This window comes from Carboxydocella sp. JDF658, assembly GCF_002049395.1.
Classification (GTDB): domain Bacteria; phylum Bacillota.
In genome coordinates, this window is record NZ_BDLR01000102.1 from 29,622 (window position 1) to 43,963 (window position 14,342).

Annotated in this window: 21 protein-coding genes; all 21 read right to left on the reverse strand. The window is 51.7% G+C overall.

Features of this window, described 5'->3' with window-relative positions; genetic code table 11:
* Positions 1 to 407, reverse strand: a 407-nt coding sequence (secD, locus tag JDF658_RS14880) for a preprotein translocase subunit SecD (RefSeq protein ID WP_375804205.1), incomplete at its 3' end; no start/stop codon positions are given.
* Between the two features lie 73 nt (positions 408 to 480).
* Positions 481 to 1,143, reverse strand: a complete 663-nt coding sequence (locus JDF658_RS12195; RefSeq protein ID WP_079907836.1) for an HD domain-containing protein — start codon at positions 1,141 to 1,143, stop codon at positions 481 to 483.
* Positions 1,133 to 1,495 carry a hypothetical protein gene (locus JDF658_RS12200; RefSeq protein WP_078665356.1) on the reverse strand — a complete coding sequence of 121 codons (363 nt, stop codon included), beginning with the start codon at positions 1,493 to 1,495 and terminating at the stop codon, positions 1,133 to 1,135. Before JDF658_RS12200 ends, JDF658_RS12195 begins: the two co-directional genes overlap by 11 nt.
* A 22-nt stretch (positions 1,496 to 1,517) precedes the next feature.
* Complete coding sequence (locus JDF658_RS12205) at positions 1,518 to 2,225, reverse strand: PP2C family protein-serine/threonine phosphatase (RefSeq protein ID WP_200803475.1); 708 nt, start codon at positions 2,223 to 2,225, stop codon at positions 1,518 to 1,520.
* A 111-nt stretch (positions 2,226 to 2,336) separates the two neighbouring features.
* Positions 2,337 to 2,765 (reverse strand): type II toxin-antitoxin system PemK/MazF family toxin, encoded by a 429-nt coding sequence (locus JDF658_RS12210; RefSeq protein WP_079907838.1) that lies wholly within the window; start codon positions 2,763 to 2,765, stop codon positions 2,337 to 2,339.
* Entirely contained in the window at positions 2,725 to 3,057 is a 333-nt protein-coding gene (locus tag JDF658_RS12215) for a hypothetical protein (RefSeq protein ID WP_078665358.1), read from the reverse strand. The genes JDF658_RS12210 and JDF658_RS12215 overlap by 41 nt, the downstream gene beginning before the upstream one ends.
* A 182-nt stretch (positions 3,058 to 3,239) precedes the next feature.
* Positions 3,240 to 3,515 (reverse strand): preprotein translocase subunit YajC, encoded by a 276-nt coding sequence (yajC, locus tag JDF658_RS12220; protein WP_242946678.1) that lies wholly within the window; start codon positions 3,513 to 3,515, stop codon positions 3,240 to 3,242.
* Positions 3,516 to 3,577: 62 nt separating this feature from the next.
* Entirely contained in the window at positions 3,578 to 4,690 is a 1,113-nt protein-coding gene (gene tgt, locus JDF658_RS12225; protein WP_079907839.1) for a tRNA guanosine(34) transglycosylase Tgt, read from the reverse strand.
* 13 nt (positions 4,691 to 4,703) lie between these two features.
* Positions 4,704 to 5,729: a tRNA preQ1(34) S-adenosylmethionine ribosyltransferase-isomerase QueA gene (gene queA / locus JDF658_RS12230; protein ID WP_078665360.1), complete on the reverse strand. Its 1,026-nt coding sequence runs from the start codon at positions 5,727 to 5,729 to the stop codon at positions 4,704 to 4,706.
* A 93-nt stretch (positions 5,730 to 5,822) separates the two neighbouring features.
* On the reverse strand, positions 5,823 to 7,211 hold the full coding sequence (locus JDF658_RS12235; RefSeq protein WP_079907841.1) for a SpoIID/LytB domain-containing protein: 1,389 nt from the start codon (positions 7,209 to 7,211) through the stop codon (positions 5,823 to 5,825).
* A 119-nt stretch (positions 7,212 to 7,330) separates the two neighbouring features.
* Positions 7,331 to 8,380, reverse strand: coding sequence for an anti-sigma factor domain-containing protein (locus JDF658_RS12240; RefSeq protein ID WP_079907843.1), 1,050 nt, complete (start codon positions 8,378 to 8,380; stop codon positions 7,331 to 7,333).
* A gap of 18 nt (positions 8,381 to 8,398) precedes the next feature.
* Positions 8,399 to 9,142: an RNA polymerase sigma factor SigI gene (sigI, locus tag JDF658_RS12245; protein ID WP_078665363.1), complete on the reverse strand. Its 744-nt coding sequence runs from the start codon at positions 9,140 to 9,142 to the stop codon at positions 8,399 to 8,401.
* A 54-nt stretch (positions 9,143 to 9,196) separates the two neighbouring features.
* Entirely contained in the window at positions 9,197 to 9,403 is a 207-nt protein-coding gene (locus tag JDF658_RS12250; RefSeq protein ID WP_079907846.1) for a DUF2905 domain-containing protein, read from the reverse strand.
* 2 nt (positions 9,404 to 9,405) lie between these two features.
* On the reverse strand, positions 9,406 to 10,395 hold the full coding sequence (gene ruvB / locus JDF658_RS12255) for a Holliday junction branch migration DNA helicase RuvB (protein WP_079907847.1): 990 nt from the start codon (positions 10,393 to 10,395) through the stop codon (positions 9,406 to 9,408).
* A gap of 251 nt (positions 10,396 to 10,646) precedes the next feature.
* Positions 10,647 to 10,874, reverse strand: a complete 228-nt coding sequence (locus tag JDF658_RS12260) for a hypothetical protein (RefSeq protein WP_175577336.1) — start codon at positions 10,872 to 10,874, stop codon at positions 10,647 to 10,649.
* Positions 10,875 to 11,022: 148 nt separating this feature from the next.
* Complete coding sequence (gene ruvA / locus JDF658_RS12270) at positions 11,023 to 11,646, reverse strand: Holliday junction branch migration protein RuvA (RefSeq protein WP_079907849.1); 624 nt, start codon at positions 11,644 to 11,646, stop codon at positions 11,023 to 11,025.
* The gene (gene ruvC, locus JDF658_RS12275) at positions 11,643 to 12,134 is read right to left on the reverse strand and encodes a crossover junction endodeoxyribonuclease RuvC (protein ID WP_079907851.1); all 492 of its coding nucleotides are present in this window, start codon (positions 12,132 to 12,134) and stop codon (positions 11,643 to 11,645) included. Before ruvC ends, ruvA begins: the two co-directional genes overlap by 4 nt.
* Before the next feature lie 73 nt (positions 12,135 to 12,207).
* Complete coding sequence (locus JDF658_RS12280; RefSeq protein WP_143312002.1) at positions 12,208 to 13,101, reverse strand: radical SAM protein; 894 nt, start codon at positions 13,099 to 13,101, stop codon at positions 12,208 to 12,210.
* A gap of 23 nt (positions 13,102 to 13,124) precedes the next feature.
* Complete coding sequence (locus tag JDF658_RS12285; RefSeq protein ID WP_078666678.1) at positions 13,125 to 13,940, reverse strand: HesA/MoeB/ThiF family protein; 816 nt, start codon at positions 13,938 to 13,940, stop codon at positions 13,125 to 13,127.
* 1 nt (position 13,941) lies between these two features.
* Positions 13,942 to 14,166, reverse strand: coding sequence for a MoaD/ThiS family protein (locus JDF658_RS12290; protein ID WP_078666677.1), 225 nt, complete (start codon positions 14,164 to 14,166; stop codon positions 13,942 to 13,944).
* A 76-nt stretch (positions 14,167 to 14,242) separates the two neighbouring features.
* Positions 14,243 to 14,342, reverse strand: a 100-nt coding sequence (locus JDF658_RS14975) for an aldehyde ferredoxin oxidoreductase C-terminal domain-containing protein (protein WP_143311955.1), incomplete at its 5' end; no start/stop codon positions are given.

The following is a 14,342-nucleotide window of genomic DNA, read 5'->3' on the forward strand; positions in this document are numbered from 1 at the left end:
GCTATACTGGTTTGCGCAGTTTTCAGGTCTTCGCCGGTCAAAACTGTTTTCCCGTCAGCAGTTTTAAAGCGCAAAACCGCAGTTTTACCGATCAGGCGAATGGCTTCCTCCGGATCCTTTAAACCGGCCAATTCTACGATAATCCGGTCCCGACCTTCTGGCTGGATTACCGGTTCCCTGACTCCGGTTTCATTGACCCGCCGGTGTAAAACCTCAATCGTCCGGGCAATAGCATCCTGAGTCACAGCAGTTTCCTTGGTAGCCTTAGCCTGTAGCACCACATGGACGCCACCCTGCAAATCCAAACCCAGGTTGATGTACTTAGTAATCAGTCCAAAGCTGCCGGCCATGACCGCACTTAACAGCAGGACTGTTACTACCAGTGTAATCAGGCTTTTCTTGCGCATGCTAGCTCATAATCCTCCTCATTCTAAGTTTCCCTGTCCATTATAGTCCTTGATGGCACAAAGTGTCAATTCTCTACAGCAATTTCACCCCATTGATAATCAACTCAAATTGGCATTTGAGAAAATCGGCGGCACGGCGACATAAAACCATGCGGGTGAGGAAAATCTCGAAATATTCCAGAACAGGACAGATTTCAGTATCAATGGTCAATTCCAGACTGATCGTCTTGTTTTCTGCATTTACTCGTAAAAAGGAGTGTTCTACCGCATAGTTTACCCGGTCATGGATATCAAAAGTGGCAAAATCCTGATTGCGTACCCGGCTGCGGTGCACATCGGATTTGTCCGCCAGGATAACAGCCGCTGCCACCGGATTAACCGGTATTCCTCGTTGTTCATCATGGTTCCCGATAGCGGCAATCACCAGAGCGATTTCCTCCGGTTCCATACCCAGTTCCCGCAAAATGGGCAGAGCCAGAGTAGCTGCCAGTTCAGCATGGTAATGGCGATTGACTACATTGCCAATATCATGAATATAGCCGGCGATAGCTGCCAGCTCACAAAGGTGCTCCTCATATCCCAAACGTTCCAGTATATTTCTGGCAATAGCCGAAACCAGATGGACATGCCGGTAGCCATGTTCAGTAAAACCCAGCACACCCAGGTGCTCATTGCCTTTACGGATAAAAGCATCGACAAGTGGATGTTTTTTTACATCTTCCAGCTTAACTGTCACGCTGCTGCCCCTCCTCCAAAAAGCTCAATGCTACTGCCAGAACCTGTTCCTCTGTCATAGCATCGGTATTTATGTACAGGTCACAGTTTTCCCGGGCATGTCTCAGCCGGTGCTTTTGCTCTTTCAGCCTTTCTTCACCCCAGGCTACCTGGCGTCGCTGTTTTATGACAGCCAGAGATGCATCAAGATAGATCAGCACATCCGGCTTGGTCAGTTGCCACATAGTGGGGCTAATAGAATGTTCCTGCGCTACGGTATGGGCATGATAGCCCCGGGCTTTCAGCCCCTGTACCAGTGTGGACTTGCCTGCCCCACAGGGCCCGGCCACCACGATCAGCCGCTCTTTTCCCATACCTATCGCCTCCTTACTGGCACTATCGGACGGGGAAGGACAAATCCAGGGTGCGCCATTCTTTTTCAGGAACTTCCCCTACAGTCAATACCACTACTGACATATCATCGGCCGGCCGGCCCTGATCCAGTTCTTCCATCTGGGTAAGCAAATGTTCGGCAATTAAAGAAGCATCAACAGGCTCATAACCCCGTAAAAAATGAAGAAAATCCTCACCATCCCAGCCCTGGCCGGTACGCTTGCCTGCCTCCCACACCCCATCAGTGAAGGCCAGTACAATCAACCCGGCTACCAGCGGCAACTCGGTTATTTCCGGTTTCATGGTCCGCTGTACTCCAATGGGAGCGACATCCCTGCCCAGAATCCGCCCTCCATCGGGGCCGCTGATCACTACCGGACAATGGCTGTTACGGGAAACCAGCAAAGAACGGGTTTGCAAATCTGCTGAAATTAAGGTCAGTTCCGCTGAAACCCGACCATGTTTAACAGCATATAAAAAGTCATGAACCGCCCGGGCCACCGCGCCATCTCGTACTCCTTCGGACAGGAGGGTAACGGCTTTGGTCACCACCAGATTGCTGGTACCTTTGGCTGCCCAGCCACTCCCCTGCCCATCAGCCATGATCACCGATAGCCCACCTTTGGCCCGTTCGACAACTTCCACACTATCCCCGCTTTCCCGGGACGCATATTTGGGCCGCTTGCGCACCGCTATGCGAACTTCCAGCACTAGCCTTCCCCTCCATTGTGAGTGATTGTCCCTTATGTTATTCGTGATTATAATAGAAAATCCTGTCTGCAATAAGCCCGAAAATACCAGAAAAAAAGGGGGATATTATTTTTATCCCCCGAACTCCGCTGTTTTTTGCATTTTTTCCGTTTTTCCCTTTTGATTCAGCCCTAATGTAAAGGCGAGAATAGTATCAATTTTGGCCATATCCTCCTCACTGAGGCTGCCAAGAAAATTAGCTGGTGTAAAATGTCGTCGACTGAGGGTGCGTATCTGCAAGCAAAGAGCAACACATTCTTTGTTGAGCCCATTTTGACCACCAGGGGTGATAGGAGCGGAAAAAAGCATATTTTTCAGGCGACTGTTAGCACTTAAAGGAATAACAGTGATGGTGGGACTGAACTTATTGGCGATTTCCCCTTGAATCACCACCACCCTATGACAACCCCGGGGTAATGTCTGTTCAACCCCTAGCGGTAACTGAAACACATCACCGCGTCTAGGTTGGAAAACTTCTTCCAGCCTTACCAATACTACCATTCCTCCTTTCCAGCCACAGATCCCAGGCTCTGCTAGCCTCCCGGTCCAGAGCTTCCCACAAGCCCAGTTTCTTCAACCACAGCCCAGTACCTGAACACCAGCTCTGCCAGATCAGCCAGGATTTTGAATGCCGAATATAATACCGCTTGGAAGGGGGGTGTTTTAAAACCAGTCTACGCCCGCGTTCTGCTGTCCAGTATTGGCCGCCAGGACCGGTAACCGGCTGAAACCAGGTCAACAGACGTCGAAACCCGCCTTTAAACCAGTTCATCACTTCGTCATATTTAGTCACTTCTCTCATCCCCCTTGAATTTTGTCGTTTAATGAAAATATCTACCGATTTCGTAATATTTCTTTGAAAATCTCTTGTTTTTATTATTAGACGCTTGACTGAATTTTCCTGCTAATTTTTTAAAATTTTTTGTTAGACCAAAAACAAAAACCCGGCTCCGAGTGAAACCGGGTTTCTCCATTTTATTCCTTTTCTTCCCCTTCTTTATAGGCAATGGCGCTTTTGAGAATTTCAATCTCCACTTTATCCGCCACTTTCAGCATGACGGTTTTTTCCTTGACCCGCATAATGGTACCACAAATACCGCCAATGGTTACCACTTTATCCTTTGGTTGCAAACTTTCCAGCAGCTGTTTCTTCTGTTTGGCCTGTTTTTGCTGGGGACGGATTAAAAGAAAATAGAAAAGCACAAAAAACAGCACCAGGGAACCAATATTCATCAATTGAGCCTGATTCAATGACTTTACCTCCCTTTTTTCATGTTGTCCAATATAATTCGCTACACTTGCGGTTATTCCTCCTAGTCGCCTTCATATTTAGCCATAAACTGGCGTTTAAATTCCACAAACCTGTCTTCCAGAATGGCCTGCCGGATTCCCTCCATCAGCCGCAGGAGGAAATAGAGGTTATGAATGGTGGCCAGCCGCAAGGCCAGAACCTCTTCTGCCTTAAAGAGGTGGCGCAAATAGGCCCGGCTGTAATTGCGGCAAGTATAGCAATCACATTCAGGGTCCAGGGGTGAAAAATCCCGGGCATAGGCGGCATTGCGAATCACCACTTTGCCTCGACTGGTCAGGCAAGTACCATTTCTGGCAATTCGGGTGGGCAATACGCAATCAAACATGTCTACTCCCAGGGCCACCCCTTCCAGTAAGCAATCGGGTGAGCCTACTCCCATCAGATAGCGGGGCTTGTCCTTGGGCAACAGGGGTACTGTATAGTCCAGCACCTCATACATCAAGGGTTTAGGCTCTCCTACCGATAATCCGCCAATGGCATAGCCGGGAAAATCAATTTCCACAATCTCCGCCGCACTTTGTTCCCGCAAATCCCGATAGGTAACCCCCTGAACTATCCCAAACAGGGCCTGATCTTCTTTATGATGAGCGGCTTTACAGCGTTTGGCCCAGCGGGTAGTGCGCTCCATCGCTGCCCTGGCATATTCATAACTGCTGGGATAAGGAGCGCATTCATCAAAGGCCATGGCAATGGTGGAACCCAGGGCCATTTCAATTTCCATCACCTTTTCCGGGCTCAGAAAATGGCTACTGCCATCCAGATGGCTTTTAAAAGTCACCCCCTCTTCTGTTATATTACGCAAAGGTCCTAAACTGAAAACCTGAAAACCCCCGCTGTCGGTCAGAATCGGGCGGTCCCAGTGCATAAACCGGTGTAATCCCCCGGCTTCTTTAATTAACTCGTGGCCGGGGCGCAGATAGAGATGGTAGGTGTTGGCTAGAATGATCTGGGCCCCAATTTCCTTGAGCTCCTCGGGCGTCATGGTTTTGACAGTTGCCTGAGTGCCTACCGGCATGAAAACCGGGGTATCAATTACCCCATGGGGGGTGTGCAGGCGTCCGACCCGGGCTTTGGTCTCCTTGCATTCCTTGATCAGTTCATAACGTACCGGCATATGTTAATCCTCCTCAAATGATCAGCATGGCATCCCCAAAACTGAAAAAGCGATACCTTTCCCTTACAGCCTCCTCATAAGCTGCCAGAATCCGTTCCCTTCCTACCAGGGCAGCTACCAGCATTAATAAGGTGGATTTGGGCAAATGGAAATTGGTAATCAGGCCATCGATCATCTTAAACTGATAACCGGGATAGATAAAAATATCAGTCCAGCCTTCCCCGGCCTGGACCTGTCCCGGAGCCACTGCCGCTGTTTCCAGCACCCGGGTGGAGGTAGTGCCTACCGCAATTACCCGCCTCCCTTCGGCTTTGGCCCGGTTTAAAACCTGAGCCGCTTCTGCAGAAAGGCGGTAGTATTCAGCATGCATCTGATGTTCCTCAATCTTCTCCACCTTTACCGGACGGAAAGTACCCAGGCCTACATGGAGCAGGACTTTGACAATTTCTATTCCCCGCTCCTGCAATTCCGCCAGCAGGCGCGGCGTAAAATGCAAGCCGGCAGTAGGAGCCGCTGCTGAACCCTCTTCCCGGGCGTATACTGTTTGATAGCGCTCCCGGTCTGGCAGCTTTTCCCGAATATAGGGAGGTAAAGGCATTTCCCCCAGCCGGTCCAGCAGTTCCTCCCAGACGCCCCGATAGACAAACCGCAGAATTCTGCCCCCTGCCGGAGTAACATCCTCCACTTCGGCTTCCAGCAAACCGTCACCAAATTGCAGCCAGGTGCCCGGTCGTGCCCTTTTGCCGGGTTTCAGCAATACTTCCCAGCGATCCTTGTCAATTCTGTGCAGTAAAACTACCTCAATTCGAGCACCAGTACCCTTTTTTTCGCCAAACAGGCGAGCCGGAATTACGCGAGTTTCATTGACGACCAGGACATCCCCGGCCCGCAAGTATTCCGGCAGTTGATAAAAGTAACGATGTTCCAGGCGCTTCTCCTGGCGAAAAAGCACCAGAAGACGCGAATGGTCCCGCGGTTCCACTGGCTGCTGGGCAATCAATTCTTCCGGTAGAAAAAAATCAAAATCACTGACACGCATTTAAACCCCTCATCCCTTTAATATACACATGGTAGATTATACCCATTAAGTCGAAAAATATCAATGAAAAAAGAAGGCAGAATAACTGCCTTCTTACTGAGACTGGTTATAATCGCCCACCAGCTGGGCACCCGTATAGTAAAATTGCAGAATCTGTTTATAGGTCTGACCGTTTTCCGCCCGGCCCTTGGCCCCGTACTGGGACATACCCAGTCCATGACCCCAGCCTTCTGAGGTAAAGGTAACGGATTGCAGCTCCTGGGTTACAGGGTCCTTGACCAGAGTCATGGATTTGGCCCGGGCTTTTAAACCAAAGGTGGTCCTAACCCTGTCGGCGTTTTTGAGGATCACTTCCAGCGAATTGCCATTTTTGTCCTTACCAGTTATGCGCAAAATTTGTATACGCTGGCCTACAGTGGTCAGTTTGTCCACTATTAAGTCAGTAACATCCCCAAAATTATAGCCTTTAAGATTAAGTTGAGTGATTAAACCCGCCTTATCATAGGTCACAGTATTTTTCGGGTCACTCCGATAATGCCAGTCATTATAATCAAAGGGGTCGACTTTACCCCGCAGGTAAGCTACTGTCGAAGACCATACCTCCTCGCTGTTTTCAGTAGCACCACCATTGCTGGAATGGAAAACAGCGTCAATAGGCTGGCCATTATAGACCAGTACCTCACCCCGGGTCTGATCCACCGCACTGCTGCTACTGCCCCTTTCTTTGTCATACCCGCCATAAACCTGGCTGGCATCAGTAGGCAGAACGTTATATTCCGCCAGCGGATTAGCTTTGATCTGCCGCAGGGCATAGGTGCGGGCCGCTACCGCCTGAGCTTTCAGGGCTTCCATATGCCAGGAAGTGGGCATTTCCGATGGTACCACCCCGTAGAGATATTCCTCCATCGGTAAAACATTGATGATATTAAATGCGGTTTCTGAGCGGGGGATTAAGCGGAAATTGCCGCGATATCTTTTGCCATTAAAACCGATTAAAGGCGGATTGTTCAACTGAGTCGACTGGCGCTGAAACTCCAGGGGCCCCACGAAGGTACCTGCAGGCGTACCATCTACTGTCAGGGCCAGGCCTTTGGCCGCCCTCGGCTTAGCCTGAGCATCCACCATGAAGTAGTCCTTTGGCAAGGCCTGCACAGTGCCTCCAGCTCCTACCCCATAAAGTCCAGTGCTATCAGCAGGCAGAGTAGTAACCGCTCCCTCACCATTTAACACATAGATGTCCCCGCCATTATCCGGGCTGACATCTACCTGTACGCCATCACTATTATTCACTGTAGCCACTACCGCCCCGGTTTTGTTATCCACCACTTGATAAGGGCCGTAGATTTTGTCAGAATAGCTGCTGGCATCAATTTTCAAGGCCACCTTGATAATCGGCTGAGCCGCTGCCAGAATCGGGGCCGGTGCAGTCAGATAGCCCAGCATCAATACGATGAGGATGAGGGTCCCGATTTTTTTCTTCATTGTTCTCTCCTCCCCCGTTCTCTTAAAAAGAAAATTCGACAGAAAAAGGGAAAGTTCCTGCTGGTAAAAAAGAAAAATACCTGTCCCAAGCGCATAATAGACCTGAGACAGGTATTTTTTCAGTTATTATCAGTCTTCTGCTGCTGTGTTTGCGTCTCTCCTGAAGTGGAAGGAGTAGCGGTTCCCCCTTCTCCCCCTAGAGAAAGGTCAATTTCAGTAATGAAAACAATCCCCTGATCCTCCGGCTGGGCGACTGCCGGCTTGGTCGGATTAGCAGGTGCAGGTTGGCTGGTCTGCGGCTTACCGGAATTAGTTGTGGCCGGTTTTACCGTTACCGCAGGTTTTTGCTCTTTGGTAGATTGCCCCTGCTGTTTAGTGCTGTTCCTGGAAACAGATTTAGTCTCTGTCTGCACCCTGGCTTCGGATTTTACCGTTTGCTGCTTCTCGCCTTTAGCCACAGCAGTCGTAGCAGGTTTTACCGTTTCCTGTTCCTGCCGGTTTTTCTTTTCCTCAATATTCTGGGCCAGCTTACCTAAGGACAATCCCTGGCCGGCAGCAATCTGTACTGCCTGGGGCACTGTAACCACCGTCTTCAGAGCCACCTGCAGTTGCTGGCGCTCCAGAAACTGTTTGGTCTGCTGCCTTAAAAGAGTTGCAATCTGGGCTGCCTTAGCCTCGCCCTGACGGGAAGCCACCGCCAGGATAATCTGGGGCGAACCGCTTTTACCCAAATATCCCGCCGCTTCTGCTGCCCTGGTCAGGCGATTGACCGCTTCTGCTGCCGCCAGACCATGAATGGGCGTACTGGCCAGCAGCTCTTTAGCCTCCTGGTTCAATCCTTGTTCTTCCACTACCCGGTTCTGGTCATCCAGCCCCAGCTGAAAGCTGGGATTGATGTCCAGAGAAAGGTAAGTAACTACAGGGCCCAGGTTCGGTTGATTCCACTGCTGCCAGAAAGGCAGAAGAGCCAGTACCAGAAAGACAGCTGCCACCGCCCCCAGCCAGTGTCGCCAGGAGGTGAAAACTGCCACTTTTTCTGGCCCTAATTCAATTTCCTCACCAATCTCCACCGGTTTATGCAGGCGAATAGTGCGGAATTCGCCACCGGGGCCGAGGACAATGGCCTGCTTACCCTCGATTTCCAGCACTACGCCTTTGCTCTTTTTCATCGCAGGTCACCACTTTCCTCACTGCACATATTCTTTCAGATAGGAAAAATCATAAATCAAAATGAGGGCGATGGCTATTATGTACTTGCGTTGCCGTTCCAGAGTCTTGCGGCTGACCTCTACCAGCTCTGTCAACTCTTTCAAGGGCAATTCGCCCCGATTGAGCAGGTGCTGACGCAGTTCCGGCCGCTCTGCCACCAGCCGAGCAGCAGCCAGGGCATTGGCTCTGGCATCGGCGTGTTTGGGACAAATTTCCGGCAGTTCCCGGAAACTGATCTGAAAGCGGGCCAGCAACTTGCTGTAGGCTACAATCTCCTCCCGGCGTTCCAGGCGTTCCTGTTCCAGCTGATGCTGTAGCATCGCCTGGTGCATGGTCATGCGTTCAGCTACTACCAGGCCATCTTCCTCTTCCTGGCCCAGACCCGACAGAGGGATTACCTTATTCCCGCGCTGTTCTTTGCGGTAATAGTCAATTAACCGCCGTTTAATTACTGTTTCAGCAAAGGCAAGAAAGCTACCGCTCTTCTGGGGGTCATAACTGTTAATGGCCTCATCAAAGGCCATTAAGCCGATACTGATTTCCTCATCCTGGCCCTGTTGTACAAACCGTCCGCTTCTTTGCGAAAGCACTCGCAAAATGAAGGGTTTAAACTGGCGGATGAGTTCCTCCCGTGCCCCGTGCTCTCCTCGTTGCGCCTGGGCTAACAGCTCCAGATGCCGGGGAGATTCCTGGACCTCCATATGGGGTTCGGTTCGACCCATGCCTTTCACCCCTCATCAAATAGATTCGCTCTATCCCCTCTTTTTACGGGGGTACTAACGCCGAAAAAGCAAATTTAACAAAAGAGTAAGAATTATGCTGATCACAATGCTGGTAGCAAGAGGAAAGTAAAAGGTAAAATTCCCTTTCTGAATATAGATATCCCCTGGCAAACGGCCAGCAGGCAGAATTTTCTCCATTAACCAGATTAACAGGCCCGCTCCCACCAGAAACAGACCTGTTCCCATCAGCCATTTACCCATACCTATACCTCCACTCCCAAATGGCGATAGGCCAGCTGGGTGGCCACGCGACCCCTGGGGGTGCGCTGGATGAAACCCAGCTGTAACAGGAAAGGTTCATAAACATCTTCGATAGTAGTGGCCTCTTCCCCGGTAGAAGCGGCCAGGGTGTCCAGCCCTACCGGGCCGCCCCCAAATTTGAGAATAATGGTTTCCAGCAAGCGGCGATCTGTCTGGTCCAGGCCCAGCTCATCCACTGCCAGCAAATCCAGGGCCTGGGCCGCTACCTCCCCGGTAATCCTCCCCTGAGCTCTAACCTGGGCATAGTCCCGTACCCGTTTCAACAATCGGTTGGCAATGCGGGGGGTGCCCCGGCAACGGCCAGCAATTTCCCGCGCTCCCTCAATGGTAATGGGGATTTGCAAAATCCCGGCCGCCCGCACCACAATGGCGGTCAGTTCGTCTTGTTCATAGTAATCCAGGCGGCAGATTACCCCGAACCGATCCCGCAACGGGGCACTTAAAGCCCCGGCTCGTGTAGTCGCTCCTACCAGGGTAAAGGGCGGCAAATCCAGACGCAGGGAACGGGCACTGGGACCCTTGCCGATAACAATATCCAGAGCAAAATCCTCCATGGCGGCATAAAGCACTTCCTCCACACTGCGGCTGAGACGATGAATCTCATCGATAAACAGAATATCCCGGGCCTGCAAATTGGTGAGCAAAGCCGCCAGATCTCCAGGACGCTCAATGGCAGGCCCGGAAGTAATGCGCAAATTCACTCCCATTTCATTGGCAATCACCGTAGCCAGGGTGGTTTTACCCAGGCCGGGAGGGCCATAAAGCAACACATGGTCCAGAGCTTCCCTTCGGGCTCTGGCTGCTTCGATGAAAATTTGCAAGTGTTCCTTGACCCTGGTTTGGCCGATATATTCCTTCAGGCGGCGGGGCCTTAGACTTAAATCCCATTCAGCCTCTTCCCCCATTTGAGGTGAGAGCAGTCTTTCTTCCATTCCTCAGGCCTGGTTCAAAAAACTTGACTGTTTTTATTTTTTAGTCAAGTCGGCCCCCAGACCAGGCTTTCGCCTCCTTCCGAATACTTGATTTGGCCCCGCAGGGCAGGGCGACAGGGGACCTCGGCCCGGGAGTTCCACCCGGACGGGAGTACTGCACCGGTTTATGCTGACCTCCCGGTGGGAGTATAACTCCGCCTCCCGCGTCCTGTTAGGACGCCTACCGGTTTCTCCGACACCGGCTAACGGGGTCACCGTACGGACAGGGCCAATAACTTCAGGTCAGGCCAGACGGAGTTATACGCCTCCTGTTCACACGGAGCAAGCCCGTTATGCACAGAAAGCCTCTCCTCCAACCGCCTCAAGCAGGCCCTGACCCCACGGGTCATCCCTTTTCCTTCCCCAGGTCTATCAGGATTAACCTTCCGGGTCAGGTTTTGCTTGATTTGCGATACCAGTTGCCTGAGTTCTATAGTCACCCGTTCTTTTCCCAGGCCCGAAGCCTGTTCGGGTGTACACCTAATCTCTTTGCTTCTTCTCCAGTGGATAATAGTTCCATACTTTTAATGTTGTAAAACAGTTAAATACAATCAATTATAGTATAGTTTTGAAGCTGCTGCATACCTCCTATCCGGTTGCCAGATAAGCCAGTGCTTTTTTCAGAATCTCCTCAATGGGCAGATCCCCGGGCTCTTCAGTCAACACTGCCGCCACCGCCTGCCGGGCTTCCTGCGGCTGATAGCCCAGGGCCTCTAAGGCCAGAATCGCATCAGCAGTCGCTTCCATTTCCCCTTCTCTTCCTGTCGGCAGTTCCATATTAGCAGGCAGGGTCAGGTCTTCTCCCATCAGCTTTTTCAAGCGATCTTTCAACTCCAGCACCATTCTTTTGGCTGTTTTAGGACCAATCCCCGGTACAGAAGTTAGGGCCTTGACGTTTTCCTCCATTACTGCCAGACAGAGACCTTCCTGTCCTAATACCCCCAGGCAGGCCATTGCTCCCCGGGGACCAATACCTGCCACAGTTTGCAGTAACTCAAATAAATCCCGTTCCCCGGCTTTGGTAAAACCATAGAGGGACCAGCCTTCTTCCCGGACTTGCAGGGAGGTATGCAATAATGCTTCTTCCCCGATTTCCGGCAGAGCCCCCGCTGTCCGGGCATGAATATATACTTTATATCCTACGCCGTTTACATCCAAAAGGCAACTGTCCAGCTGGTTGGCTACCAGCTTCCCCCGTAGAAAAGCAATCATGACATCCTCCCCAGAAGCGAATAATTGGAATGAGCATGACAGATAGCCAGGGCCAGAGCATCGGCCACATCATCGGGTTTGGGCACCCCGGGCAAATTTAAAATAGCCTTCACCATGGCCTGGACCTGCTGTTTTTCCGCCCGCCCGTATCCTACCACTGCTTGCTTTACCTGCAGGGGAGTATATTCAAAAACCGGCAGCTCCGCCTGGGCACAGGCCAGCAGCACCGCCCCCCGGGCTTGCCCTACCGCCAGAGCAGTAGTGGTATTGCGGTTAAAAAACAATTCCTCTACAGCAACCTGGTCCGGTTGGAACTCCCGGATCAGAGCAGTGATTTCCTGGTGAATGACCAGCAATCTCCGGGGCAAATCCAGCTCCGGGGTGGTGCGAATACAGCTATAAGCCAGAGGGCGAAAACGGTTACCCAGGTACTCCACCACCCCGTAACCAGTGATGGCTGTCCCCGGGTCTACTCCCAAAATAATCATGCCGCTGCTTCCTCTCCAAACATAGTACAAATATAATATATTCGTCAGCGAATATTCGTTCTCCTGCTGCTTCTCAAAAAATTCCCAGAATCTCGCGGCCAGCCCCTAGTGCCTGCCAGTTCAACTGGTATGCCAGAGAAATTTCCGTATGAGCGGCAAAGCCGCAGAGGGCACAGGAAGGACCGCTAGTCCGATTGAGCAGGTAACAGCCCTGGCGATAGGTGCCGTCCGGGTCCACGTTGGCAATCATCCAGCTTTCACACTGCCAGCGGTTATCCTTAAGAGCCTCCAGGGCTGCCAGACTATCGGCTACCGGATAACCGGCCTGTTTTAAATTCTGCAATTCTGTCAGCACCCAGCGCCGCTCCTCCCAGCTGCAAAGCATATCTTCGCTTTCGGGATAAGGATAAAAAAACTGGATGGTAATCCCCTGCACTTTTCCGGCCAGCAGTTTGACCAGCTCCGGTATTTCCCGCACATTGTAGCGGTGAATAGTGATGTTGGCCAACACCCGGCTGCAGGCTGCCCTGATATGATCCATAATCCGGTCAAAACTCTTCCCTCGCCAGCAGTCATGGGTATCCGGCAGGCCATCGATACTGACCCAGTAGATGTCGGCCGGATAAATTAAAAGCTGTAAACCATTGGTAGTTACACCAACAGTGTAAAAATATTTTTTTGCCAGTTCAATTACATCCGCCAGGGTCTTTTTTCCATCCCGCCAGAGGGTTGGCTCCCCACCTTCCAGAATCAATAGCCTGATCCCTTCCTGCCGTAAAAAAGGAAAAAGATTCTGCAGCTGCCGCCAGCTCAGTTCTGGTCCCGGTCTGCGCCAGTAAGGACACTGGCGGCAGCGCAAAGAACAGCGGTGGGTTAGTTTAACCCCGGCTAAAATGGGTTGCTTGCGCTGTGAAAATTTGCTGACCAGATAATACCTGGCCAGATAGAATAAACGCCCGAGTTGCACTGTTTTACCCCTTTGCTCCCCTGTTATATTTCGATAATTTCCATCTCCATGGTTAACAGATTGATGGTCAGTAACCGTTGACTCAAAGATTCACCGGTCCTCAACAGGATTTTGGCCACTTCGGCCACTTCCAGGCTGGCTACCACCGCCGGTGTAAAAGCAGGGTTGCCCAGCTTTTTTTCTACTCCCTTGCTTTCAGCTCTTCGCCGGTAAATGCGTTCTACGGTTTCCTCCCCGGGAAACTGGGTAGTTACCTGGCCAAACCAGCCGCCAATTGCCCCGTGAACCAGGGGTAACTGCAACTCCCGGCAGACTGCCGCCAGTTCCAGGCGAGTATCAATATTGTCCAGGGCATCTACTACTACCTGGGCCCCTGCCAGCAGTTCCCTGCCATTGGCCTGGGAAAAGGCTTTTTGCTGCGGCACAACCGTTACAGCCGGGTTAATGCGGGCCAATCTTTCCGCCGCTACCATGACTTTGGGTCGCCCCAGGTCAGCCGGGGTAGACAGCAACTGGCGATTGAGATTGTGTTCCTCAAACCCATCGGGATCAATAGCATAGATCCGTCCCACCCCCAGGCGGGCCAGCTCTTCCAGAATATAGCCCCCTAAGCCCCCGCATCCAATTACAGCTACCGTGCTGCGTAACAAGGTCAGCTGGTCGGCCAGGGAAATGGTCTGCCGGTTACGTTGATAGCGGGCCGGCAGAAAACCAGCTTCCAGCGCCGCTTCTTCCACCTGGGCCAGGGTTAATTGAAAACGCTCGGCAGCCTCTACCTGGGCTGACCAGGGCAGTAAATCTCCCTGACAGTGCTGAGCCAGAAATGCTCTCAGGTCCATATTAGCCACCTCCTACCGGTGGGAACAGAGACAGCGTATCCCCATCTGTCAGCTGATGCTCCAGTTCTACATCCCGGCCATTGACCAGGATCAGGGCCAGCTCCTCCTCCGGAATGCCCAGTTCCTCCACAATTCGCCCTACCGTGGTTCCCTCCGGATACTCCCGGGTCTCCACCTTAAAGCGTCCGGTGCGTAAAGTCGCAAACAATTTTACCGTTACCTTCATCTGCCATCACCCTTTTCTTTTTATTATACCATAGAGAAAAGAGGACTTCCCAGTCCGGGAAGCCCTCTTTCTCTCTTTATAACCCCAGTTCCTGTCTCCTGGCCGCTGTTGGCACTCCGTTTTCATCCCAGCCCCGCACCTGGTAATAAACAGGCAGCAATTCTGCCAGCCGGTGC

Excerpts from the sequence above, each read along its gene's own strand:
- tgt (WP_079907839.1), bottom strand. The coding sequence starts at position 4,690 with ATGCCGGTACGTTATGAACTGATCAAGGAATGCAAGGAGACCAAAGCC.
- JDF658_RS12290 (WP_078666677.1), bottom strand. The coding sequence starts at position 14,166 with ATGAAGGTAACGGTAAAATTGTTTGCGACTTTACGCACCGGACGCTTT.
- ruvB (WP_079907847.1), bottom strand. The coding sequence starts at position 10,395 with ATGGAAGAAAGACTGCTCTCACCTCAAATGGGGGAAGAGGCTGAATGG.
- queA (WP_078665360.1), bottom strand. The coding sequence starts at position 5,729 with ATGCGTGTCAGTGATTTTGATTTTTTTCTACCGGAAGAATTGATTGCC.
- ruvA (WP_079907849.1), bottom strand. The coding sequence starts at position 11,646 with ATGATTGCTTTTCTACGGGGGAAGCTGGTAGCCAACCAGCTGGACAGT.
- ruvC (WP_079907851.1), bottom strand. The coding sequence starts at position 12,134 with ATGATTATTTTGGGAGTAGACCCGGGGACAGCCATCACTGGTTACGGG.
- JDF658_RS12200 (WP_078665356.1), bottom strand. The coding sequence starts at position 1,495 with ATGGGAAAAGAGCGGCTGATCGTGGTGGCCGGGCCCTGTGGGGCAGGC.
- JDF658_RS12235 (WP_079907841.1), bottom strand. The coding sequence starts at position 7,211 with ATGAAGAAAAAAATCGGGACCCTCATCCTCATCGTATTGATGCTGGGC.
- JDF658_RS12240 (WP_079907843.1), bottom strand. The coding sequence starts at position 8,380 with ATGAAAAAGAGCAAAGGCGTAGTGCTGGAAATCGAGGGTAAGCAGGCC.
- JDF658_RS12250 (WP_079907846.1), bottom strand. The coding sequence starts at position 9,403 with ATGGGTAAATGGCTGATGGGAACAGGTCTGTTTCTGGTGGGAGCGGGC.
- JDF658_RS12285 (WP_078666678.1), bottom strand. The coding sequence starts at position 13,940 with ATGGACCTGAGAGCATTTCTGGCTCAGCACTGTCAGGGAGATTTACTG.
- sigI (WP_078665363.1), bottom strand. The coding sequence starts at position 9,142 with ATGGGTCGAACCGAACCCCATATGGAGGTCCAGGAATCTCCCCGGCAT.
- JDF658_RS12210 (WP_079907838.1), bottom strand. The coding sequence starts at position 2,765 with ATGGTAGTATTGGTAAGGCTGGAAGAAGTTTTCCAACCTAGACGCGGT.